The following is a 21,097-nucleotide window of genomic DNA, read 5'->3' on the forward strand; positions in this document are numbered from 1 at the left end:
TGAATCAGTCGGCGAACCGCCGCAGCGCCGACATCGCCCGCTGGGTGATCTCCTCGACCGGCCCGGTCGCGTCGACCCCCTGCAGGATTCCCTCGTCGGCGTAGAACGAGATCAGCGGCGCCGTCTGCTCCTGATAGACCTCCAGGCGACGCCTGATGGTCTCCTCGCGGTCGTCGTCCCGCTGGAAGAGCTCCCCACCGCAGGCGTCGCAGACGCCCTCCACGGCGGGCGGGTCGAACACGACATGCCACACCTTGCCGCAGGAACGGCACGTACGGCGGCCCGCCAGGCGGCGCACGACCTCGTCGTCCTCGACGACCAGGTTGAGGACCACGTCGAGCCCCGTGCCGAACTCGGCCAGCATCTTCTTGAGGACCTCGGCCTGGGGCACGTTGCGGGGGAAGCCGTCCAGGAGGAAGCCCTCCTGCGCGTCGTCCTCCGACAGCCGGTCACGGACCATGGCCACGGTCACCTCGTCGGGGACGAGGTCGCCGCGGTCCATGTACTCCTTGGCGAGCTTGCCGAGCTCCGTGCCGCCCGAGACGTTGGCACGGAAGATGTCGCCTGTCGAGATTTTCGGGATCGACAGGTGCGAAGCGATGAACTGGGCCTGCGTCCCCTTACCCGCTCCGGGGGGCCCTACCAGGACGACGCGCACTATCTCAGGAAGCCCTCGTAGTTGCGCTGCTGAAGCTGGCTCTCGATCTGCTTGACCGTGTCCAGACCAACACCAACCATGATCAGAATGCTGGTCCCTCCGAACGGGAAGTTCTGGCTCGCTCCGGCCACCGCCAGCGCGATGATCGGGATGAGCGAGATCACACCCAGATACGGAGCGCCCGCGGCCGTGAGCCTGTTGAGCACGTAGCTCAGGTACTCAGCGGTCGGCCGGCCCGGACGGATGCCCGGGATGAACCCACCGTACTTCTTCATGTTGTCAGCCACTTCAGGGGGGTTGAAAGTGATGGACACGTAGAAGTACGTGAAGAAGACGATCAGCAGGAAGAACGTGGCCATGTAGACCGGGTGGTCGCCCCTGATCATGTTCTGCGCCAGCCACTCGACGACCATGTTGGGCTTCTGGCTGTTGCCGAACAGCGTGACCAGAAGCTGCGGCAGGTACAGCAGCGACGAGGCGAAGATGACCGGGATGATGCCGGCCTGGTTCACCTTGAGCGGGATGTAGGTCGAGGTGCCGCCGTACATACGGCGACCGACCATCCGCTTGGCGTACTGCACCGGGATGCGGCGCTGCGCCTGCTCGATGAACACGACGACACCGATCATCACGACGCCGACGACCATCACGACGACGAACTTGAACGGGCTCTGCCGGAAGATGTTCACGAGCTCCGACGGGAACACCGCGATGACCTGAGTGAAGATCAGGATCGACATGCCGTTGCCGACGCCGCGGTCGGTCACCAGCTCGCCCAGCCACATGATCACGGCGGTGCCGGCGGTCATCGTGATGACCATGGTGACCAGCGGGAAGACGTCCTGGCTGAGCAGGATCTCCTGGTTGCAGTTCTGGAAGAGCTGCCCGCTGCGGGCCAGCGCGACGAACGCGGTCGACTGCAGCACCGCCAGCCCGATGGTCAGATAACGGGTGTACTGCGTGATCTTCGCCGTCCCCGCCTGGCCCTCCTTCTTCAGGGCCTCGAGCCGGGGAATCACCACCGTCAGCAGCTGCAGGATGATGCTCGCGGTGATGTACGGCATGATGCCGAGCGCGAACACTGAAAGTTTCAACAGGGCGCCGCCGCTGAAGAGCTGCACCATCCCGTAGATGTTGGCAGCGTCTCCCGCCTGGGCCTGCTCCAGACACAGGGCCACGTTCTTGGCGTTGACCCCCGGAGTGGGAAGCACCGAGCCAAGCCGGAACAGCACGATGATGCCCAGTGTGAAGAGCAGCTTATTGCGCAGGTCAGGCGTCCGGAACGCCCGGGTAAACGCGGTCAGCACGGTCCCTCCTGCGCGCCAGTGACGCGGTAACGGTCGGCGATGGCCCGCAAGGCGTCCATCGACATGTCTTCCTGCCAGAGTGCTTGGTCGGACACGGGTTGAGCCCCGTGCCAGGCGAACTCTAACGCACTACGGGCGCGGAGGCTCATAACGAACCTCCGCGCCTCGTGCAGCGTCATGCCTACAGCTCGGAAACCGAGCCACCGGCCGCGGCGATCTTCTCCTTCGCGCTGGCGGAGAAGGCGTGCGCCTGCACGTTCAGCGCCACGGAGATCTCGCCGGTGCCCAGCACCTTCACGGGCTGGTTCTTGCGGACCGCACCCTTGGCCACCAGGTCGTCGAGCGTGACGTCGCCGCCCTGGGGGAACAGCTCCCCGAGCCTGTCCAGGTTGACGACCTGGTAGGTCGTCTTGAACAGGGCGTTGGAGAAGCCCTTCAGCTTCGGCAGCCGCCGCTGGAGCGGGACCTGGCCACCCTCGAAGCCCGGCATCACTGCCGTACGGGCCCGGGTGCCCTTGGTGCCACGGCCGGCCGTCTTGCCCTTGGAGCCCTCGCCACGGCCCTTGCGGGTCTTGGCCTTGTTGGCACCGGGAGCCGGACGGAGGTCGTGAATCTTGAGCGGAGCGTTCTCGGTCATGACTAGTCGACCTCCTCAACCTCGACGAGGTGCGACACCTTGGCGACCATGCCCCGGATCTCCGGGCGGTCCTCCTTGACGACGACGTCGCCGATTCGCTTCAGACCCAGCGAGCGCAGCGAGTCACGCTGGTTCTGCTGACCACCGATCTTGGAGCGGGTCTGGGTGATCTTCAGTCGAGCCACCGTCAGCTCACCGCCTTCGCGGCCGCCGCGGCCTCGGCCAGACCCTCGGCGCGAGCCTTCAGCATCGCCTTGGGCGCCACGTCCTCGATCGGCAGACCACGGCGGGCCGCGATCTCCTCGGGCCGGCTGAGGCCCTTCAGAGCGGCCACGGTGGCATGCACGATGTTGATCGGGTTGTCCGAGCCGAGCGACTTGGACAGCACGTCGTGGATCCCGGCGCACTCCAGGACCGCGCGAACCGGGCCACCCGCGATGACGCCCGTACCGGGCGAGGCCGGACGCAGGAGGACGACGCCGGCGGCGTCCTCGCCCTGCACCGGGTGCGGGATGGTGCCCTGGATCCGCGGAACCTTGAAGAAGTGCTTCTTGGCCTCCTCGACGCCCTTGGCGATCGCCGCGGGCACCTCCTTGGCCTTGCCGTAGCCGACCCCGACGAGACCGTTGCCGTCGCCGACGATGACCAGCGCGGTGAAGCTGAAGCGCCGGCCACCCTGGACGACCTTGGCCACTCGGTTGATCTTCACGACGCGCTCGATGTACGAGACGCCCTTGTCTGCGGCGCCGCCGCGGCGGTCATCACGACGGTCACGCCGCTCGCCACCGCCGCCGGCACCGCGACGCGGAGCTGCAGCCATCAGTGGTTCCTCTTCTCGTTGCTCTTGGGACGGGTCGCCGGTCGCGACCCATGGACCGGAGCCATCAGAACTCCAGCCCGCCTTCACGGGCGCTGTCCGCGAGAGCGGCGATTCGCCCCGCGTAGCGGTTGCCACCGCGGTCGAACACGACAGCGGTGATCCCGGCGGTCTTGGCCCGCTGAGCGAGAAGCTCGCCGACCTTCTTCGCCTTCTCGGTCTTGTCACCCTCGGCGCCGCGCAGCGAGACGTCCATCGTGGACGCGCTCACCAGCGTGTGGCCCTGAGTGTCGTCGACGATCTGCACGAACAGGTGACGCGTGGACCGGTTGACGACCAGGCGCGGACGCTCGGCCGTGCCGAAGACGTTCTTGCGGACACGGCGGTGCCGGCGGGCCCGGGAGACCGTGCGGGCGGCCGTGTGCTTGCCGAACGCAGTCTTTCCAGCCATGCCTACTTACCAGCCTTTCCGACCTTGCGGCGGACAACCTCGCCCTGGTAGCGCACGCCCTTGCCCTTGTACGGGTCCGGCTTGCGCAGCTTCCTGATGTTGGCGGCGACCTCGCCGACCCTCTGCTTGTCGATGCCGTCCACGTGGAACAGGGTCGGCCTCTCGACACGGAAGCTGACGCCCTCGGGAGCCTTGATGATCACCGGGTGGCTGAAGCCCAGCGAGAACTCCAGCTCCGTCGGACCCTTGGCCTGGACGCGGTAACCGACGCCGACGATCTCGAGCGTCTTCGTGTAGCCCTGCGTGACACCCGCCACCATGTTGGCGATGAGCGTGCGGGACAGGCCGTGCAGCGCACGGACCTTGTTCTCGTCGTTCGGGCGGGTGACGGCGATGGCGCCGTCCTCGCCGCGCGAGACCTCGATGGGCTCGGCGACCGTGTGAGTGAGCGTGCCCTTGGGCCCCTTGACCTGGACTTCCCGACCGTCGATCGTGATGTCGACACCCGCCGGTACGGGGATGGGCAGCCGTCCGATTCGCGACATGCTGAGTGCCTCCCCTCGTTACCAGACGTAGGCGAGGACTTCCCCGCCCACTCCACGCTTGCTCGCCTGCCGGTCCGTCATCAGACCGCCGGACGTCGAGATGATCGCGACGCCCAGACCGCCCAGAACGCGGGGCAGGTTGTCCTTCTTTGCATAGACCCGCAGACCGGGCTTCGACACCCGGCGCAGGCCTGCGATGGAGCGCTCGCGGCTGGGGCCGAACTTCAGCTCCATCACGAGGTTCTTGCCAACCTTCGCGTCCTCGACGCTCCAGCCCTGGATGTAGCCCTCCTGCTGGAGGATCTCCGCGATGTGCGCCTTGATCTTGGAGTAAGGCATGCTCACGGTGTCGTGATAGGCCGAGTTCGCGTTACGCAGACGCGTCAGCATGTCTGCGATCGGGTCGGTCATCGTCATGGCCGGTGGCCTTCCTCACCGCGGTTTCCCGATGGGACCTTCGGTGTGGTCGTGGGCGCTGCGGTCAGCGCCCGGTTGATATGACTTCTGTACGGCTGGCCCGCGGCGGGCTTACCAGCTCGACTTGGTGATGCCGGGCAGCTCGCCCCGGTGCGCCATCTCGCGGAAGCACACGCGGCACAGCCCGAACTTGCGGTAGACAGCGCGGGGACGGCCGCAGCGGGAGCACCGAGTGTACGCCCGGACCTCGAACTTCTGCTTGCGCGCTGCCTTGACCTTCAGCGACGTCTTCGCCATGATCAGGCCTCCTTGAAGGGGAAACCGAGGAGCTTCAGCAGCGCCCGGCCCTGCTCGTCGTTCTTCGCGGTGGTCACGACCGTGATGTCCATGCCCCGCTGCCGGTCCACCTTGTCCTGGTCGACCTCGTGGAACATGACCTGCTCGGTGAGGCCGAAGGTGTAGTTGCCGTTGCCGTCGAACTGCTTCGGCGACAGGCCGCGGAAGTCACGGATACGCGGCAGCGCCAGGGACAGCAGGCGGTCGAGGAACTCCCACATGCGGTCGCCGCGCAGCGTCACGTGCGCGCCGATCGGCATGCCCTCACGCAGCTTGAACTGCGCGATGGACTTGCGGGCGCGGGCGACGGCCGGCTTCTGGCCCGTGATGGCGGTCAGGTCGCGCACGGCGCCCTCGATGAGCTTCGAGTCGCGGGCGGCCTCGCCGACACCCATGTTCACCTTGATCTTGGTGATCGTGGGCACCTGCATGATGTTCTCGATGCCGAACTCCTCGCGCAGCTTCGCGATGATCTCCTCGCGGTAGCGCTGCTTGAGGCGCGGAACGATGCGCTCGGTCTCAGTGGTCGCGGTCATCAGCTGTCCTCACCCGTCGCCTCGGCGTCGCCCTTGCCGGCGGCCTTCTTCTCGGGCTTCTTCTCGTCATCCTTGAGCTTCTTGACGTTGCTCACGTGGATGGGAGCCTCCATGGTCTGCACGCCGCCTTCCTTGGCGCCGCGCGGGCCCTGGTTGGTGACCTTGGAGTGCTTCTTGATCATGTTGACGCCCTCGACCACCACGCGCTCGTCGCGCGGGTAGGCGGCGATGATCCGGCCCTTGGCGCCCTTGTCCTTGCCGGCGATGACCTGGACGAGGTCGCCCTTCTTCACGTGCAGCTTCGACATCACAGCACCTCCGGCGCGAGCGAGATGATGCGCATGAACTTCTTGTCGCGCAGTTCACGGCCCACCGGGCCGAAGATGCGGGTGCCCCGGGGGTCACCGCTGTCCTTGATGATGACCGCGGCGTTCTCGTCGAAGCGGATGTAGGAGCCGTCGGGGCGGCGGCGCTCCTTCACGGTGCGCACCACGACAGCCTTGACAACGTCGCCTTTCTTAACGCCCCCGCCGGGAATGGCGTCCTTCACCGTGCCCACGATGATGTCGCCGATTCCCGCGTAGCGCCGACCCGAGCCGCCGAGCACGCGGATGCAAAGAATCTCCTTGGCACCCGTGTTGTCGGCGACCTTGAGCCGCGACTCCTGCTGGATCACGTCTACTCCTGTGTGTCGTGCCGGTTCTCACCCTCGCGGTGAGCCTGGCCGAACCTGATGTGGTCTTTTTCCCTCGGCGACAGCCGTACGACCGCCGCCGCGGGCGGACGGGACCGATGGCCGGCCCCGCCCCTTGGACACCATCATGGGGGGCGGTCTCCCACCCCCCACGAGGCGCGTCTGTGGTGTTACTTGGCCTTCTCGAGGATCTCGACGACCCGCCACCGCTTGGTGGCCGACAGCGGCCGGGTCTCCATCAGGAGGACGCGGTCGCCGACGCCGCAGGCGTTCTGCTCGTCGTGCGCCTTGTACTTGGTCGTACGGCGGATGACCTTGCCGTACAGCGGGTGCTTGACGCGGTCCTCGACGGCGACGACGACGGTCTTGTCCATCTTGTCGCTGACGACCAGGCCCTCACGGGTCTTGCGGTAGTTCCGCTGCGTCTCAGTGGTCGGGGTCTCGGTTGCTTCAGACATCGCTCGGCTCCTTCTCGACCGTGACGATTCCGAGCTCGCGCTCGCGCATCACGGTGTAGATGCGGGCGATCTCGCGGCGGACGGCGCGCAGCCGCCCGTGGCTCTCCAGCTGACCCGTCGCCGACTGGAAGCGGAGGTTGAACAGCTCCTCCTTGGCTTCCTTCAGCTTCTGGACCAGCACCTCCTGGTCCTCGACACGCAGCTCCGCGGCGGTCAGACCCTTAGCCATCACGCCTCACCCACTTCACGCTTGACGAAACGGCACTTCATGGGGAGCTTGTGCATCGCGCGCCGCATGGCCTCGCGGGCCACGGGCTCGGCGACACCGGACAGCTCGAACATGACACGGCCGGGCTTGACATTGGCGATCCACCACTCCGGAGAGCCCTTACCGGAACCCATGCGGGTCTCGGCCGGCTTCTTCGTCAGGGGACGGTCCGGGAAGATGTTGATCCACACCTTGCCGCCACGGCGGATGTGCCGGGTCATGGCGATACGCGCGGCCTCGATCTGGCGGTTGGTCACGTAGGAGTGCTCAAGCGCCTGGATGCCGAACTCGCCGAAGACGACCCGGGTGCCGCCCTTGGCGGCGCCGCTGCGGTCGGGCCGGTGCTGCTTGCGGTGCTTGACCCTGCGCGGGATCAGCATGGTCAGCTCCCTTCAGCACCCGGCTGCTCCGCCGGGCCGGTCTCGGGGGCGGCCTGCGCGGCCGCCTCATTCCTGGGTGCACGGTCGCCGCGGCCCGCGCCGCCACGACGGGGACGGTCGCCGCCGCCACGACGCGGACGCTCGCCCGCGCCACCACGACGGTCGTCGCGCTCACGACGCTGGCCCGCGCGGGCGCCGGCCGCGGCCGCCTCCCGCTCGGAACGGCTGGTCGGGGCCTCGCCCTTGTAGATCCACACCTTCACGCCGATGCGGCCGAAGGTGGTGCGGGCCTCGTAGAAGCCGAAGTCCACGTCGGCACGGAGCGTGTGCAGGGGCACGCGGCCCTCGCGGTAGAACTCCGAGCGCGACATCTCGGCGCCGCCCAGACGACCGGAGCACTGGACACGGATGCCCTTGGCGCCGCTCTTCATGGCGGACTGCATGGCCTTGCGCATGGCCCGGCGGAACGAGACGCGGCTGGACAGCTGCTCGGCCACGCCCTGCGCGACGAGCTGCGCGTCGATCTCGGGGTTCTTCACCTCGAGGATGTTCAGCTGGACCTGCTTCTTGGTCAGCTTCTCCAGGTCGCCGCGGATGCGGTCGGCCTCGGCGCCGCGGCGGCCGATGACGATGCCCGGCCGGGCGGTGTGGATGTCGACCTGAACGCGGTCGGTCGTGCGCTCGATCTCGACCTTGGAGATGCCGGCCCGCTCCATGCCCTTCTGCAGCATGCGACGGATCGCCACGTCCTCGGCGACGTACGACTTGTACAGCTTGTCGGCGTACCACCGGCTCTTGAAGTCGGTCGTGATGCCGAGGCGGAACCCGTGCGGGTTAACCTTCTGGCCCACTAGCGGGTCCTTCCCTTCGGCTCGCGGGACTCCACGATCACGGTGATGTGGCTGGTCCGCTTGTTGATCCGATAGGCACGACCCTGGGCGCGCGGGCGGAAACGCTTGAGGGTCGGCCCCTCGTCGACCCACGCGCGGCTCACGAAGAGCGTCTCACGGTCGAGCTTGAAGTTGTGCTCAGCGTTCGCGATCGCGCTCGAGAGCACCTTGTAGACGGTCTCGCTCGCCGACTGGGGAGCGAACTGCAGCACGGCCTGCGCCTCCGAAGCGGGCAGCCCGCGAATGAGGTCCACCACACGGCGGGCCTTCCGGGGCGTGTGGCGCGCGTACCGCGCCTGTGCCCTGGCTTCCATCGCTTTCTCCTCTAACTGCTGGCTTGAAGGCGCTTACCGCCGGCTGCGGCGGTCTTCCTTGACGTGGCTGCGGAATGTCCGCGTGGGGGCGAACTCACCGAGCTTGTGACCGATCATCGAGTCGGTGACGAACACCGGAACGTGCTTGCGGCCGTCGTGCACGGCGATCGTGTGGCCGATCATGTCGGGCACGATCATGGAGCGCCGCGACCACGTCTTGATGACGTTCTTGGTGCCCTTCTCGTTCTGGGCGTCCACCTTCTTCTGCAGGTGGTCGTCCACGAAGGGACCCTTCTTAAGACTACGTGGCATATCGGCTGCTCCTACCGCTTCTTCCTCTTGCTCCGACGACGGATGATCAGCCGGTCGCTCGGCTTGTTCGGCTGGCGCGTGCGGCCCTCGGGCTTGCCCTTCGGGTTCACCGGGTGGCGACCACCGGAGGTCTTGCCCTCACCACCACCGTGCGGGTGGTCGACCGGGTTCATGGCGACACCGCGGACCGTGGGGCGCTTGCCCTTCCAGCGGTTGCGGCCGGCCTTGCCGATGTTGATGTTGGACTGCTCGGCGTTGCCCACCTGGCCCACCGAGGCCCGGCACCGCACGTCGACCTGGCGCATTTCTCCGGACGGCATGCGCAGCGTGGCGTACATGCCCTCCTTGGCGAGCAGCTGGATCTGCGCGCCGGCGCTGCGGCCGAGCTTGGCACCGCCACCGGGGCGCAGCTCCACCGCGTGGATGAAGGTACCGGTCGGGATGTTGCGCAGCGGCAGGCAGTTGCCCGGCTTGATGTCGGCCGTGGGGCCGTTCTCGACCTGGTCCCCCTGCTTGAGGCCGGCCGGGGCGAGGATGTAGCGCTTCTCACCGTCGGCGTAGTGCAGCAGCGCGATGCGGGAGGTGCGGTTCGGGTCGTACTCGATGTGCGCGACCTTGGCCGGGATCCCGTCCTTGTCGTGGCGGCGGAAGTCGATGATCCGGTAGGCGCGCTTGTGCCCGCCTCCCTGGTGCCGGGCGGTCACCCGGCCGTGGACGTTGCGGCCGCCCTTGCTGTGCAGTGGGGCAAGCAGCGACTTCTCCGGCGTGCTGCGCGTGATCTCGGCGAAGTCCGAGACGCTCGCGCCGCGCCGACCCGGAGTCGTCGGCTTGTACTTACGGATGCCCATCTTTTTCGTTCATCCTTCGTCGGTTCGTACCGGTCGGGGTCCGCCTCACGGCGGTCCCCCCGGTGCTTTCTTCCTCGGGGCCGGTCCCTCGCACTGTGGCGAGGGGCCCCTCTCCCCGCTGCGGCAGGTGTGCTAGCCGATCTGACCGAAGATGTCGATCCGCTCGCCCTCGGCCAGGCTCACGATCGCACGCTTGGTGGTCGGGCGCTGGCCGTAGCCGTGCTTGGTCCGCTTGCGCTTGCCCTGGCGGTTGATCGTGTTCACGCCGGTCACCTTGACGCCGAAGATCTGCTCGACGGCGATCTTCACCTGCGTCTTGTTGGCACCCTTGCGCACCAGGAACGTGTACTTGTTGTGCTCATCGATCAGGCCGTAGCTCTTCTCAGAGACGATCGGCTTGAGGATGATGTCACGCGGGTCGGCGATCTTCTGCATCAGGCCTCTTCCTTCCCGCTGTTCGCCAGCCGGGCCACGACCTGGTCGTAGGCCTCACGGGTGAAGACCACGTCGTCGTGGCACAGCACGTCGTAGGTGTTCAGCTGTCCCGCGTCCAGCAGGTGGACCTCGGGCGCGTTGCGCAGGCTGAGCCAGGTGAGCTCGTCGTTCTCGTCGACCACGACGAGCACGCTGCGGGCCTGCGTGATCTTCCGCAGCGCCTCCAGAGTGGCCTTGGTCTTGGGTGTGTCACCCGTGACCAGGCTGCTCACCACGTGGACGCGGCCGCCGCCGGCGCGGTCGGACAGCGCGCCCTTGAGGGCGGCCGCCTTCATCTTCTTGGGCGTGCGCTGCTCGTACGAGCGCGGCTGCGGGCCGTGGACGACGCCACCGCCGGCGAACTGCGGAGCGCGGGTCGAGCCCTGGCGGGCGCGGCCGGTGCCCTTCTGCCGGTACGGCTTCTTGCCGCCGCCGGAGACGTTGCCGCGGGTCTTGGTGGCGTGGGTGCCCTGCCGGCGAGCGGCGAGCTGGGCGACGACCACCTGGTGGATCAGCGGGACGTTGACCTTGGTCCCGAAGACCTCCTCGGGGAGGTCGACGGTCCCCGTCTTGGCGCCGCTGGCGTCGAGGACGTCAATGGTCGTGGTCACTTCGCAGCAACCCCCTTCTTGGCAGCGGTGCGGAGGAGGACCAGGCTGCCGTTGGCGCCGGGGATCGCACCCTTGATCAGGATGAGGCCCTTCTCGGCGTCCACGGCGTGCACCTTGAGGCTCTGGACCGTCGTGCGGACGTTGCCCATCCGGCCGGCCATGCGCAGGCCCTTGAAGACCCGGCCCGGGGTGGCGCAGCCACCGATGGAGCCCGGGGAGCGGTGCTTGCGCTGGGTACCGTGCGAAGCGCTCAGACCACGGAAGTTGTGGCGCTTCATGACACCGGCGTAGCCCTTGCCCTTGCTCTTGCCCGTGACGTCGACGTACTGCCCGGCCTCGAAGGTGTCGGCGAGGAGCTCCTGGCCGACCGTGTACTCGGAGGCGTCCTCGGTGCGAACCTCGGCGAAGTAGCGGCGCGGGGTGATGTCGTGCTTGCGCAGGTAGTCGCCCAGGGGCTTGTTCACCTTGCGCGGGTCGATCTGTCCGTAGCCGAGCTGGACGGCGGAGTAGCCGTCCTTCTCCGGAGTGCGGACCCGGGTCACCACGCACGGACCGGCCTCGACGACGGTGACCGGGATCACCCGGTTCGCCTCATCGAAGACCTGGGTCATGCCGAGCTTCTTGCCCAGGACGCCCTTGATCTGCTTAGCCATGTCAGTGCGTTCCTTAGAGCTTGATCGAGATGTCCACGCCGGCGGGAAGGTCGAGACGCATGAGCGAGTCGACCGTCTTCGGCGTCGGGTCGATGATGTCAATCAGCCGCTTGTGCGTACGCATCTCAAAGTGCTCGCGGCTGTCCTTGTACTTGTGCGGCGACCGGATGACGCAGTACACGTTCTTCTCGGTCGGCAGCGGCACCGGGCCAGCGACCTTGGCGCCGGTCCGCGTCACCGTCTCGACGATCTTCTTGGCCGAGCTGTCGATGACCTCGTGGTCATACGCCTTGAGCCGGATGCGGATCTTCTGTCCCGCCATAATGGCCTCGGTGTCCTTCGCTGTCGTCCTATAAAGCTTCACGCGGCCTGGTGCCGCAGGTCGTTTCCACGCGACCGACGTTCCGGATCCCGTCCGGTGCTCCGTGATCTGGCAGTGGCTTCGGTCGAGGTGCGGCCGAAAGCACTGCGAGATCACGGTCTCGTCGTCCGTGGGGGACCGTTTCCGGCCCCTCCGTGGTGCGGCGGTCAGGCCCTCACGGGCCCGACCGCCGCCCAGCGGTGCTACTACTTGATGATCTTCGTCACACGGCCGGCGCCGACGGTGCGGCCACCCTCGCGGATCGCGAACTTGAGGCCCTCCTCCATCGCGATCGGCTGGATGAGCTGGACGGTCATCTCGGTGTTGTCACCGGGCATGACCATCTCGGTGCCCTCCGGCAGGTTCACGACACCGGTCACGTCCGTGGTACGGAAGTAGAACTGCGGCCGGTAGTTGTTGAAGAACGGCGTGTGGCGGCCACCCTCGTCCTTGGACAGGATGTAGACCTGCGCCTCGAACTCGGTGTGCGGGGTGGTCGTGCCCGGCTTGATGACACACTGGCCGCGCTCGACGTCCTCGCGCTTGATGCCGCGCAGGAGCAGACCGACGTTGTCACCGGCCTGGCCCTCGTCGAGGAGCTTGCGGAACATCTCGACGCCGGTGACGGTCGTCGTGGTGCTCTTCTCCTTGATGCCGATGATGTCGACGGTCTCGTTGACCTTGACGACACCGCGCTCGATACGGCCCGTGACGACGGTGCCACGACCGGTGATCGAGAACACGTCCTCGATCGGCATGAGGAACGGCTTGTCGGTGTCACGAACGGGCTCGGGGACGTTCTCGTCCACGGCGTTCATGAGCTCGATGATGGAGTCGCCCCACTTCTCGTCGCCCTCGAGCGCCTTGAGCGCCGATACGCGCACGACCGGCAGGTCGTCACCCGGGAACTCCTGGGCGGACAGCAGCTCGCGGACCTCGAGCTCGACGAGCTCCAGGATCTCCTCGTCGTCCACCATGTCGGCCTTGTTGAGGGCCACGACGATGTAGGGGACGCCGACCTGGCGGGCCAGGAGGACGTGCTCCTTCGTCTGCGGCATCGGACCGTCGGTCGCCGCGACCACCAGGATCGCGCCGTCCATCTGGGCGGCACCGGTGATCATGTTCTTCACGTAGTCGGCGTGACCGGGGCAGTCCACGTGGGCGTAGTGGCGCTTCTCGGTCTGGTACTCGACGTGCGCGATGGAGATGGTGATTCCGCGAGCCTTCTCCTCGGGCGCCTTGTCGATCTTGTCGAACGGGGTCGCCTCGTTGAGCTGCGGGAAACGGTCGTGAAGCACCTTGGTGATCGCCGCGGTCAGAGTGGTCTTGCCGTGGTCGATGTGCCCAATGGTGCCGATGTTCACGTGCGGCTTGTTCCGCTCGAACTTGGCCTTGGCCACTGGTCTGTCTCCTTAGAGATTCTGACTTGACTTGCGTCTTTTACCTCAGGCTGTGCACGGCGGAGGCACTCCCCCGCCGTACACCGAGCGGAACAATTCGTCCCGAGCCCCTCTGGCTACGGAGCGACGATCTCTACGGCGCCCCGCCACAGTGGTGCGGAACTATTCGCCCCGAGCCTTCGCGACGATCTCCTTGGCGATGCCCGGGGGCACCTCCGCGTAGGAGTCGAACTGCATGCTGTAGCTCGCCCGCCCCTGAGTGCGGCTGCGCAGGTCGCCCACGTAGCCGAACATCTCGGAGAGCGGAACGAGCGCCCTGATCACACGGGCGCCGGACCGTTCGTCCATTGCCTGGATCTGTCCGCGACGACCGTTCAGGTCGCCGATGACGTCTCCCATGTAGTCCTCGGGCGTGGTGACCTCGACGGCCATCATCGGCTCGAGGAGTACGGCGTCTGCCTTGCGCGCGGCCTCCTTGAAGGCCATCGAGCCGGCAATCTTGAAGGCCATTTCCGACGAGTCGACCTCGTGGAAGGCACCGTCCTGAAGCGTGACCTTGACGCCGACCATCGGGTAACCGGCGAGCACGCCGAACTCGGCCGCCTCCTGCGCGCCCGCGTCCACCGACGGGATGTACTCCCGCGGGATGCGGCCACCGGTGACCTTGTTCTCGAACTCGTAACCGTCGTTGCCCTCGCCCAGCGGCTCCAGGTCGATGATCACGCGCGCGAACTGGCCGGAACCACCGGTCTGCTTCTTGTGCGTGTACTCGACCTTCGCCACCTTGCGGCGGATGGTCTCCCGGTAGGCGACCTGCGGGCGGCCGACGTTCGCCTCGACCTTGAACTCGCGGCGCATCCGGTCGACGAGGATCTCCAGGTGGAGCTCACCCATGCCCCAGATGACCGTCTGGCCGGTCTCCTCGTCACGGCGGACCTGGAAGGACGGGTCCTCCTCGGCCAGCCGCTGGATCGCGGTCGACAGCTTCTCCTGGTCGCCCTTGGTCTTGGGCTCGATGGCCACGTTGATGACCGGCGCCGGGAACGTCATCGACTCGAGGACGACCTGCTTGACCGGGTCCGAGAGGGTGTCACCGGTGGTGGTGTCCTTCAGACCCATGACGGCCACGATCTGACCAGCGATCGCGGACGGGCGCTCCTCGCGCTTGTTCGCGTGCATCTGGTAGATCTTGCCGATCCGCTCCTTCTTGCCCTTGACCGAGTTCACCACGGTGGTGCCGGTCTCGAGCGTTCCGGAGTAGACGCGGATGTAGGTGAGCTTGCCCAGGTGCGGGTCGCTCATGATCTTGAACGCCAGCGCCGCGAAGGGCTCGTTCGGGTCTGCGTGGCGCTCGACGATCTCCTCCTCCTTGCCCACCGCGTGGCCCTTGAAGGCCGGGATGTCGGTGGGGGCGGGGAGGTAGGCGACGATCGCGTCGAGCAGGGGCTGCACGCCCTTGTTCTTGAAAGCGGTGCCGCACAGGACCGGGTTGATCGCGCCGGCGACCGTCGCCCGGCGGATGGCCGCGACGAGCTGCTCCTCGGTGGGCTCGACGCCCTCCAGGAAGAGCTCCATGAGCTCGTCGTCGTTCTCGGCGACCGTCTCGACCAGCTTGTCGCGCCACTCGCGGGCCGCGTCGGCGTGGTCGGCCGGGATGTCGACGGTGTCGTACATCTCGCCCTTGGCCGCCTCGGCGCTCCAGAGCAGGCCCTTCATCTTCACCAGGTCGATGACGCCCTTGAAGTCGGCCTCGACGCCCCAGGGAAGCTGGATGACCGCCGGGGTGGAGCCCAGCCGGTTGATCATCATGTCGACACAGCGGTGGAACTCCGCGCCGACCCGGTCCATCTTGTTCACGAAGCAGATGCGGGGCACGCCGTACCGGTCGGCCTGGCGCCAGACCGTCTCCGACTGCGGCTCCACGCCGGCGACGCCATCGAACACCGCGACCGCGCCGTCGAGAACACGCAGCGACCGCTCGACCTCGATGGTGAAGTCCACGTGTCCGGGCGTGTCGATGATGTTGATCGTGTGATCAAGCCAGCTGCAGGTGGTCGCGGCGGAGGTGATGGTGATGCCGCGCTCCTGCTCCTGCTCCATCCAGTCCATGGTGGCAGCGCCCTCATGGACTTCACCGATCTTGTAGTTGATGCCGGTGTAGAACAGGATGCGCTCAGTCGTCGTGGTCTTGCCCGCGTCGATATGGGCCATGATCCCGATGTTGCGGACCCTGGCCAGGTCAAGAGCGGTCGTGGTGGCCACTTCTTCGCGTCCTTAACTCGTCGTCGGTGCTCACTACCAGCGGTAGTGGGCGAAGGCCTTGTTGGACTCGGCCATCTTGTGCGTGTCCTCGCGCCGCTTGACGCTGGCGCCGAGGCCGTTGCTCGCGTCGAGCAGCTCGTTCATGAGCCGCTCGGTCATGGTCTTCTCGCGGCGCGCGCGGGAGTACTGGACGATCCACCGCAGCGCCAGCGTGGTGCTGCGCGAGGCCTTGACCTCGACCGGCACCTGGTAGGTGGCGCCACCGACGCGGCGGCTCTTCACCTCGAGCGTCGGGCGGACGTTGTCGAGGGCGCGCTTGAGGGTGACGACCGGGTCGTTGCCGGTCTTGTCCTTGCAGCCCTCGAGGGCGCCGTAGACGATCGACTGCGCGAGGGAGCGCTTGCCGTCCAGGAGAACCTTGTTGATAAGCGCGGTGACCAGCGGCGAGTTGTGCACCGGGTCAGCGACCAGCTGGCGGCGGCCAGGGGAACCCTTGCGCGGCATGTCAGCTCTTCTCCTTCTTAGCGCCGTAACGGCTGCGGGCCTGCTTGCGGTTGCGGACGGCCTGGGTGTCCAGCGAACCACGGATGATCTTGTAGCGAACACCCGGCAGGTCCTTCACACGACCACCACGCACGAGCACCATCGAGTGCTCCTGGAGGTTGTGGCCCACCCCAGGGATGTAAGCCGTGACCTCGATGCCGTTGGTGAGCCGAACACGGGCCACCTTGCGCAGCGCCGAGTTGGGCTTCTTGGGGGTCGTCGTGTAAACGCGGGTGCAAACGCCGCGCCGCTGCGGGCTCCCCTTGAGGGCAGGAGTCTTGGTCTTGCTGACCTTGTCCTGCCGGCCCTTACGGACCAACTGCTGAATGGTGGGCACCGCGTCTCCGTTTCGTGCCTAGCCGGTGATACGTAGAACCCGATCGAGGTGGCGATGCCGCCTCTCACAGGCTTGCAGGTACTGCCGGTGTCATGACCTGCTGGTTTTCCATCCCCTTCGACCCCCGCGCTCGGGCGTGTCGCGCTCTTGTCGCATCACACCCGGGCGGACCCGGTCGATCTGGAGGAGTCACACGGCGCCCCCGCACACCCCTCTCGTCGAGAAGTGGCATTCAAGCGCACGCATGCGAGCCCACAGACGGGCACGAAGGTAAAGCCTACCCGCCCCCGTACAACACGTCAAAACAGAGGAGGACGCCCCGGAGGGACGTGCCCCGCTGTCTCGACGTGTCGCTGCGCCGACGGCCCAAGCAGGACCGCCGAAGGACTCGGCCTCCCATCATACCGTCCCCACGAGCGGCTTCTCACGGTTTCCACGCCGTCCCCGCCCGGCACCGCCCGCGTACGCGGACGCGGACAACGGAAAGCGGCCCGGGACGGGATGCCCCGGGCCGCTTCCGTACGTCCCCGCCGCGGCGATCGCTCACCGCGGCGACCTGTCAACGGCCGTACTGACCGAAGTCGTACTCCTCCAGCGGGACGGCCTCGCCGCTGCCGGAGCCGAAGGTGTAGTCCGCAGCCGAGCCGTCGTAGCCGCCGACCGTGTACATCGCGGCCTTGGCCTCCTCGGTCGGCTCCACCCGGATGTTGCGGTACTGGGGCATGCCCGTACCGGCCGGGATGAGCTTACCGATGATGACGTTCTCCTTGAGGCCGAGCAGCGAGTCCGACTTGGCGTGGATCGCCGCGTCGGTGAGGACTCGCGTCGTCTCCTGGAAGGACGCCGCCGACAGCCACGACTCGGTGGCCAGCGAGGCCTTGGTGATGCCCATCAGGACCGGACGGCCGGAGGCCGGCTGGCCGCCCTCCGCCACGGTCTGACGGTTGAGCGCCTCGAAGCGCGGCCGCTCGACCAGCTCACCGGGCAGCAGCTCGGTGTCACCGGACTCCAGCACGTTCACGCGCTTGAGCATCTGCCGGACGATGACCTCGATGTGCTTGTCGTGGATCGACACGCCCTGCGAGCGGTAGACCTGCTGCACCTCGTCCACCAGGTGGAGCTGGACGGCGCGCGGGCCGAGGATGCGCAGGACCTCGTTCGGGTTGCGCGCACCGGCGATCAGGAGCTGGCCGACGTCCACGTGCTGCCCCTCGGAGACCAGCAGCCGCGACCGCATCGACACCGGGTAGGCGACCTCGTCGGAGCCGTCGTCCGGGGTGACAACGATCTTGCGCGTCTTGTCGGTCTCGTCGATCCGGACCCGGCCGGCGACCTCGCTGATCGGGGCCACACCCTTGGGGATGCGGGCCTCGAACAGCTCCTGGACACGCGGCAGACCGTGGGTGATGTCCGCACCCGCCACACCACCGGTGTGGAAGGTACGCATGGTCAGCTGGGTGCCGGGCTCACCGATCGACTGGGCCGCGATGATGCCGACGGCCTCGCCGACGTCCACGAGCTTGCCGGTGGCCAGCGAACGGCCGTAGCAGGTCGCGCAGACACCGATCTTGGCCTCGCAGACGAGCGTGCTGCGGGTCCTGACCGTCTCGATGCCGACGTTCACCAGCGCCGTCACCACGTCGTCGTTGATGTCGACACCCGCAGACGCGATGAGCTTGCCGTCCACCTCGACGTCCTCGGCCAGGATGCGGCCGTGCACGTTGCTCTCGGCGTTCTCGGCCTTGACCAGGTTGCCCTGGGGGTCGCGCTCGCCGACGTGCAGCGGGACGGCCCGGTCGGTGCCGCAGTCGATCTCGCGCACGATGACGTCCTGCGCGACGTCGACCAGACGACGGGTCAGGTAACCGGAGTCGGCGGTCCGGAGGGCGGTGTCCGCCAGACCCTTCCGCTGACCGTGGGTCGAGATGAAGTACTCCAGCACCGACAGGCCCTCACGGAAGGAGGACTTGATCGGCCGCGGGATCGTCTCACCCTTGGTGTTGGACACCAGGCCGCGGATGCCGGCGATCTGCCGGACCTGCATGCGGTTACCGCGGGCGCCGGAGTTGACCATCATCCAGACCGGGTTGGTCGCCGGGAACGCGTTGACCATGTCGGTCTCGACGTCCGCCGTCGCGTGGGTCCAGATCTCGATGAGCTCCTGACGGCGCTCCTCGTCGGTGATCAGACCGCGGTCGTACTCCCGCTGGACCTTGTCGGCCCGCCTCTCGTACGACTCCATGATCTCGGCCTTGTTCGGCGGCGCCACGACGTCCTCGATGGAGATCGTGACACCGGCGCGGGTCGCCCAGTAGAAGCCGGCGTCCTTCAGCGAGTCGAGCGCGTTGGCCACCTCCACCTTCGGGTACCGCTCGGCCAGCTCGTTGACGATCGCCGAGAGCTGCTTCTTGCCGACCTGGTAGTTCACGAAGGGGTAGTTGGCGGGCAGCGTCTGGTTGAACAGGCACCGGCCCAGCGTGGTCTCCAGCCGGATCGGGTCGCCGGACTCCCAGCCCTCGGGGGCCTCCCAGCCGCGCGGCGGCGGGACGTCCTTGAGCCGCACGTGGACCTTGGCCTGGATGTCCAGCTCGTGGCGGTCGAAGGCCATGAGAGCCTCCGACACCGTGGCGAACACCCGGCCCTCGCCGACGCCGCCCTCCTTCTGCGTGGTCAGCCAGTACAGACCGATGACCATGTCCTGGGTGGGCATCGTCACCGGCTTGCCGTCCGCCGGCTTGAGGATGTTGTTCGTGGACAGCATCAGGATCCGGGCCTCGGCCTGGGCCTCGGCCGACAGCGGCAGGTGCACCGCCATCTGGTCGCCGTCGAAGTCCGCGTTGAACGCGGTGCAGACGAGCGGGTGGATCTGGATGGCCTTGCCCTCGACGAGCTGCGGCTCGAAGGCCTGGATGCCCAGGCGGTGCAGGGTGGGCGCGCGGTTGAGCAGCACCGGGTGCTCGGTGATGACCTCTTCGAGCACGTCCCACACGACCGGCTTGGACCGCTCGACCATCCGCTTGGCGGACTTGATGTTCTGCGCGTGGTTGAGATCGACCAGGCGCTTCATCACGAACGGCTTGAACAGCTCCAGCGCCATCTGCTTGGGCAGGCCGCACTGGTGGAGCTTGAGCTGCGGGCCGACGACGATGACCGAACGGCCGGAGTAGTCGACGCGCTTGCCGAGCAGGTTCTGCCGGAAACGACCCTGCTTACCCTTCAGCATGTCGCTGAGGGACTTCAGCGGACGGTTGCCGGGGCCCGTGACCGGGCGGCCGCGGCGGCCGTTGTCGAACAGGGCGTCGACGGCCTCCTGGAGCATCCGCTTCTCGTTGTTCACGATGATCTCGGGCGCGCCGAGGTCGAGCAGACGCTTGAGGCGGTTGTTCCGGTTGATGACCCGGCGGTACAGGTCGTTCAGGTCCGAGGTGGCGAAGCGGCCACCGTCGAGCTGGACCATCGGCCGCAGGTCCGGCGGGATCACCGGAATGCAGTCGAGGACCATGCCGCTCGGCGAGTTGCGGGTGTTGAGGAACGCCGCGACGACCTTGAGCCGCTTGAGGGCGCGGGCCTTCTTCTGGCCCTTGCCGCTGCGGATGGTCTCCCGCAGGTTCTCCGCCTCGGCCTCCAGGTCGAAGCCGGTCAGCCGCTCCTGGATGGCCTGGGCGCCCATGCCGCCGCGGAAGTAGCGGCCGAACCGGTCGCGCATCTCGCGGTAGAGCAGCTCGTCGCCCTCCAGGTCCTGGACCTTGAGGTTCTTGAAGCGGCTCCAGACCTCCTCGAGCCGGTCCAGCTCGCGCTGGGCCCGGTCGCGGAGCTGGCGCATCTCACGGTCGGCGCCCTCACGCACCTTGCGGCGGGCGTCGCCCTTGGCGCCGGCGGCCTCCAGCTCGGCCAGGTCGGCCTCGAGCTTCTTCTGGCGGGCCTCGATGTCGGCGTCGCGGCGCTGCTCGATGTGCTGCCGCTCGACGGAGATCTTCGCCTCCAGCGACGGCAGGTCGCGGTCACGCATCTCGGTGTCGACATGCGTGATCATGTACGCCGCGAAGTAGATGACCTTCTCCAGGTCCTTCGGGGCCAGGTCGAGCAGGTAACCGAGGCGCGACGGGACACCCTTGAAGTACCAGATGTGGGTGACCGGAGCGGCAAGCTCGATGTGGCCCATCCGCTCGCGGCGCACCTTGGCGCGCGTGACCTCGACGCCACAGCGCTCACAGATGATGCCCTTGAAGCGGACGCGCTTGTACTTGCCGCAGTAGCACTCCCAGTCCCGGGTCGGACCGAAGATCTTCTCGCAGAAGAGCCCGTCCTTCTCCGGCTTGAGGGTCCGGTAGTTGATGGTCTCCGGCTTCTTCACCTCGCCGTGCGACCACTGCCTGATGTCGTCGGCGGTCGCGAGGCCGATGCGCAGCTCGTCGAAGAAGTTGACGTCGAGCACTAGATAATCCCCTTTTGAATCAGACCTCGTCGACGGTCATCGCGCCCTCGTGGGGACGCCGGGACAGGTCGATGCCGAGCTCCTCCGCCGCGCGGAAGACGTCCTCGTCGGTGTCCCTCATCTCGATCGACATGCCGTCGCTGGAGAGAACCT

28 protein-coding genes are annotated in these 21,097 nt (G+C 67.2%); all 28 read right to left on the minus strand.

Annotation, left to right across the window (positions count from 1 at the left end; all coding sequences use genetic code 11):
- Positions 1-4: 4 nt before the first annotated feature.
- Positions 5-658, minus strand: a complete 654-nt coding sequence (locus tag FH610_RS08150; RefSeq protein ID WP_139573654.1) for an adenylate kinase — start codon at positions 656-658, stop codon at positions 5-7.
- On the minus strand, positions 658-1,965 hold the full coding sequence (gene secY, locus FH610_RS08155; RefSeq protein WP_139573655.1) for a preprotein translocase subunit SecY: 1,308 nt from the start codon (positions 1,963-1,965) through the stop codon (positions 658-660). Before secY ends, FH610_RS08150 begins: the two co-directional genes overlap by 1 nt.
- A 181-nt stretch (positions 1,966-2,146) precedes the next feature.
- Positions 2,147-2,602, minus strand: coding sequence for a 50S ribosomal protein L15 (gene rplO, locus FH610_RS08160; RefSeq protein ID WP_139573656.1), 456 nt, complete (start codon positions 2,600-2,602; stop codon positions 2,147-2,149).
- A 2-nt stretch (positions 2,603-2,604) separates the two neighbouring features.
- Positions 2,605-2,787, minus strand: a complete 183-nt coding sequence (gene rpmD, locus FH610_RS08165) for a 50S ribosomal protein L30 (RefSeq protein ID WP_079319858.1) — start codon at positions 2,785-2,787, stop codon at positions 2,605-2,607.
- Between the two features lie 2 nt (positions 2,788-2,789).
- Positions 2,790-3,422 carry a 30S ribosomal protein S5 gene (gene rpsE / locus FH610_RS08170; protein WP_030508336.1) on the minus strand — a complete coding sequence of 211 codons (633 nt, stop codon included), beginning with the start codon at positions 3,420-3,422 and terminating at the stop codon, positions 2,790-2,792.
- Between the two features lie 64 nt (positions 3,423-3,486).
- A complete protein-coding gene (gene rplR, locus FH610_RS08175; protein WP_079319860.1) occupies positions 3,487-3,870 on the minus strand; it encodes a 50S ribosomal protein L18 in 384 nt (127 codons plus the stop codon).
- 2 nt (positions 3,871-3,872) lie between these two features.
- Entirely contained in the window at positions 3,873-4,415 is a 543-nt protein-coding gene (gene rplF / locus FH610_RS08180; RefSeq protein ID WP_139573657.1) for a 50S ribosomal protein L6, read from the minus strand.
- 18 nt (positions 4,416-4,433) lie between these two features.
- Positions 4,434-4,832: a 30S ribosomal protein S8 gene (rpsH, locus tag FH610_RS08185; protein WP_139573658.1), complete on the minus strand. Its 399-nt coding sequence runs from the start codon at positions 4,830-4,832 to the stop codon at positions 4,434-4,436.
- 111 nt (positions 4,833-4,943) lie between these two features.
- Entirely contained in the window at positions 4,944-5,129 is a 186-nt protein-coding gene (locus FH610_RS08190; protein ID WP_030451489.1) for a type Z 30S ribosomal protein S14, read from the minus strand.
- A gap of 2 nt (positions 5,130-5,131) precedes the next feature.
- The gene (rplE, locus tag FH610_RS08195) at positions 5,132-5,704 is read right to left on the minus strand and encodes a 50S ribosomal protein L5 (protein ID WP_139573659.1); all 573 of its coding nucleotides are present in this window, start codon (positions 5,702-5,704) and stop codon (positions 5,132-5,134) included.
- On the minus strand, positions 5,704-6,003 hold the full coding sequence (rplX, locus tag FH610_RS08200; RefSeq protein ID WP_205825632.1) for a 50S ribosomal protein L24: 300 nt from the start codon (positions 6,001-6,003) through the stop codon (positions 5,704-5,706). The genes rplE and rplX overlap by 1 nt, the downstream gene beginning before the upstream one ends.
- A gap of 8 nt (positions 6,004-6,011) precedes the next feature.
- Positions 6,012-6,380, minus strand: a complete 369-nt coding sequence (gene rplN / locus FH610_RS08205) for a 50S ribosomal protein L14 (RefSeq protein ID WP_030508330.1) — start codon at positions 6,378-6,380, stop codon at positions 6,012-6,014.
- A 188-nt stretch (positions 6,381-6,568) separates the two neighbouring features.
- Positions 6,569-6,856 carry a 30S ribosomal protein S17 gene (gene rpsQ, locus FH610_RS08210; RefSeq protein WP_079319862.1) on the minus strand — a complete coding sequence of 96 codons (288 nt, stop codon included), beginning with the start codon at positions 6,854-6,856 and terminating at the stop codon, positions 6,569-6,571.
- Positions 6,849-7,085, minus strand: coding sequence for a 50S ribosomal protein L29 (rpmC, locus tag FH610_RS08215; protein ID WP_030508328.1), 237 nt, complete (start codon positions 7,083-7,085; stop codon positions 6,849-6,851). Before rpmC ends, rpsQ begins: the two co-directional genes overlap by 8 nt.
- Positions 7,085-7,504, minus strand: coding sequence for a 50S ribosomal protein L16 (gene rplP / locus FH610_RS08220; RefSeq protein WP_030508327.1), 420 nt, complete (start codon positions 7,502-7,504; stop codon positions 7,085-7,087). The genes rpmC and rplP overlap by 1 nt, the downstream gene beginning before the upstream one ends.
- Positions 7,505-7,506: 2 nt before the next feature.
- Positions 7,507-8,355: a 30S ribosomal protein S3 gene (rpsC, locus tag FH610_RS08225; RefSeq protein WP_139573661.1), complete on the minus strand. Its 849-nt coding sequence runs from the start codon at positions 8,353-8,355 to the stop codon at positions 7,507-7,509.
- Positions 8,355-8,708 carry a 50S ribosomal protein L22 gene (gene rplV / locus FH610_RS08230; protein WP_030508325.1) on the minus strand — a complete coding sequence of 118 codons (354 nt, stop codon included), beginning with the start codon at positions 8,706-8,708 and terminating at the stop codon, positions 8,355-8,357. The genes rpsC and rplV overlap by 1 nt, the downstream gene beginning before the upstream one ends.
- A gap of 33 nt (positions 8,709-8,741) precedes the next feature.
- Positions 8,742-9,020, minus strand: coding sequence for a 30S ribosomal protein S19 (gene rpsS, locus FH610_RS08235; RefSeq protein ID WP_055506384.1), 279 nt, complete (start codon positions 9,018-9,020; stop codon positions 8,742-8,744).
- An 11-nt stretch (positions 9,021-9,031) separates the two neighbouring features.
- Complete coding sequence (gene rplB / locus FH610_RS08240; RefSeq protein ID WP_111699908.1) at positions 9,032-9,868, minus strand: 50S ribosomal protein L2; 837 nt, start codon at positions 9,866-9,868, stop codon at positions 9,032-9,034.
- A gap of 132 nt (positions 9,869-10,000) precedes the next feature.
- Positions 10,001-10,303: a 50S ribosomal protein L23 gene (gene rplW / locus FH610_RS08245; RefSeq protein WP_139573662.1), complete on the minus strand. Its 303-nt coding sequence runs from the start codon at positions 10,301-10,303 to the stop codon at positions 10,001-10,003.
- Positions 10,303-10,953, minus strand: coding sequence for a 50S ribosomal protein L4 (gene rplD, locus FH610_RS08250; protein WP_139573663.1), 651 nt, complete (start codon positions 10,951-10,953; stop codon positions 10,303-10,305). The genes rplW and rplD overlap by 1 nt, the downstream gene beginning before the upstream one ends.
- Positions 10,950-11,606: a 50S ribosomal protein L3 gene (gene rplC, locus FH610_RS08255; RefSeq protein ID WP_139573664.1), complete on the minus strand. Its 657-nt coding sequence runs from the start codon at positions 11,604-11,606 to the stop codon at positions 10,950-10,952. Before rplC ends, rplD begins: the two co-directional genes overlap by 4 nt.
- A 13-nt stretch (positions 11,607-11,619) precedes the next feature.
- On the minus strand, positions 11,620-11,928 hold the full coding sequence (rpsJ, locus tag FH610_RS08260) for a 30S ribosomal protein S10 (RefSeq protein ID WP_012887830.1): 309 nt from the start codon (positions 11,926-11,928) through the stop codon (positions 11,620-11,622).
- A gap of 245 nt (positions 11,929-12,173) precedes the next feature.
- Positions 12,174-13,367: an elongation factor Tu gene (tuf, locus tag FH610_RS08265; RefSeq protein ID WP_036328531.1), complete on the minus strand. Its 1,194-nt coding sequence runs from the start codon at positions 13,365-13,367 to the stop codon at positions 12,174-12,176.
- Between the two features lie 162 nt (positions 13,368-13,529).
- Positions 13,530-15,578 (minus strand): elongation factor G, encoded by a 2,049-nt coding sequence (gene fusA / locus FH610_RS08270; RefSeq protein WP_240808835.1) that lies wholly within the window; start codon positions 15,576-15,578, stop codon positions 13,530-13,532.
- 84 nt (positions 15,579-15,662) lie between these two features.
- Positions 15,663-16,133, minus strand: coding sequence for a 30S ribosomal protein S7 (rpsG, locus tag FH610_RS08275; protein WP_079319871.1), 471 nt, complete (start codon positions 16,131-16,133; stop codon positions 15,663-15,665).
- A gap of 1 nt (position 16,134) precedes the next feature.
- Entirely contained in the window at positions 16,135-16,509 is a 375-nt protein-coding gene (gene rpsL, locus FH610_RS08280; RefSeq protein ID WP_030508316.1) for a 30S ribosomal protein S12, read from the minus strand.
- A gap of 559 nt (positions 16,510-17,068) precedes the next feature.
- Positions 17,069-20,944: a DNA-directed RNA polymerase subunit beta' gene (locus tag FH610_RS08285; protein ID WP_139573666.1), complete on the minus strand. Its 3,876-nt coding sequence runs from the start codon at positions 20,942-20,944 to the stop codon at positions 17,069-17,071.
- Between the last annotated feature and the right edge of the window lie 153 nt (positions 20,945-21,097).

Source organism: Microbispora catharanthi, assembly GCF_006334915.2.
Taxonomy (GTDB): Bacteria; Actinomycetota; Actinomycetes; order Streptosporangiales; family Streptosporangiaceae; genus Microbispora; species Microbispora catharanthi.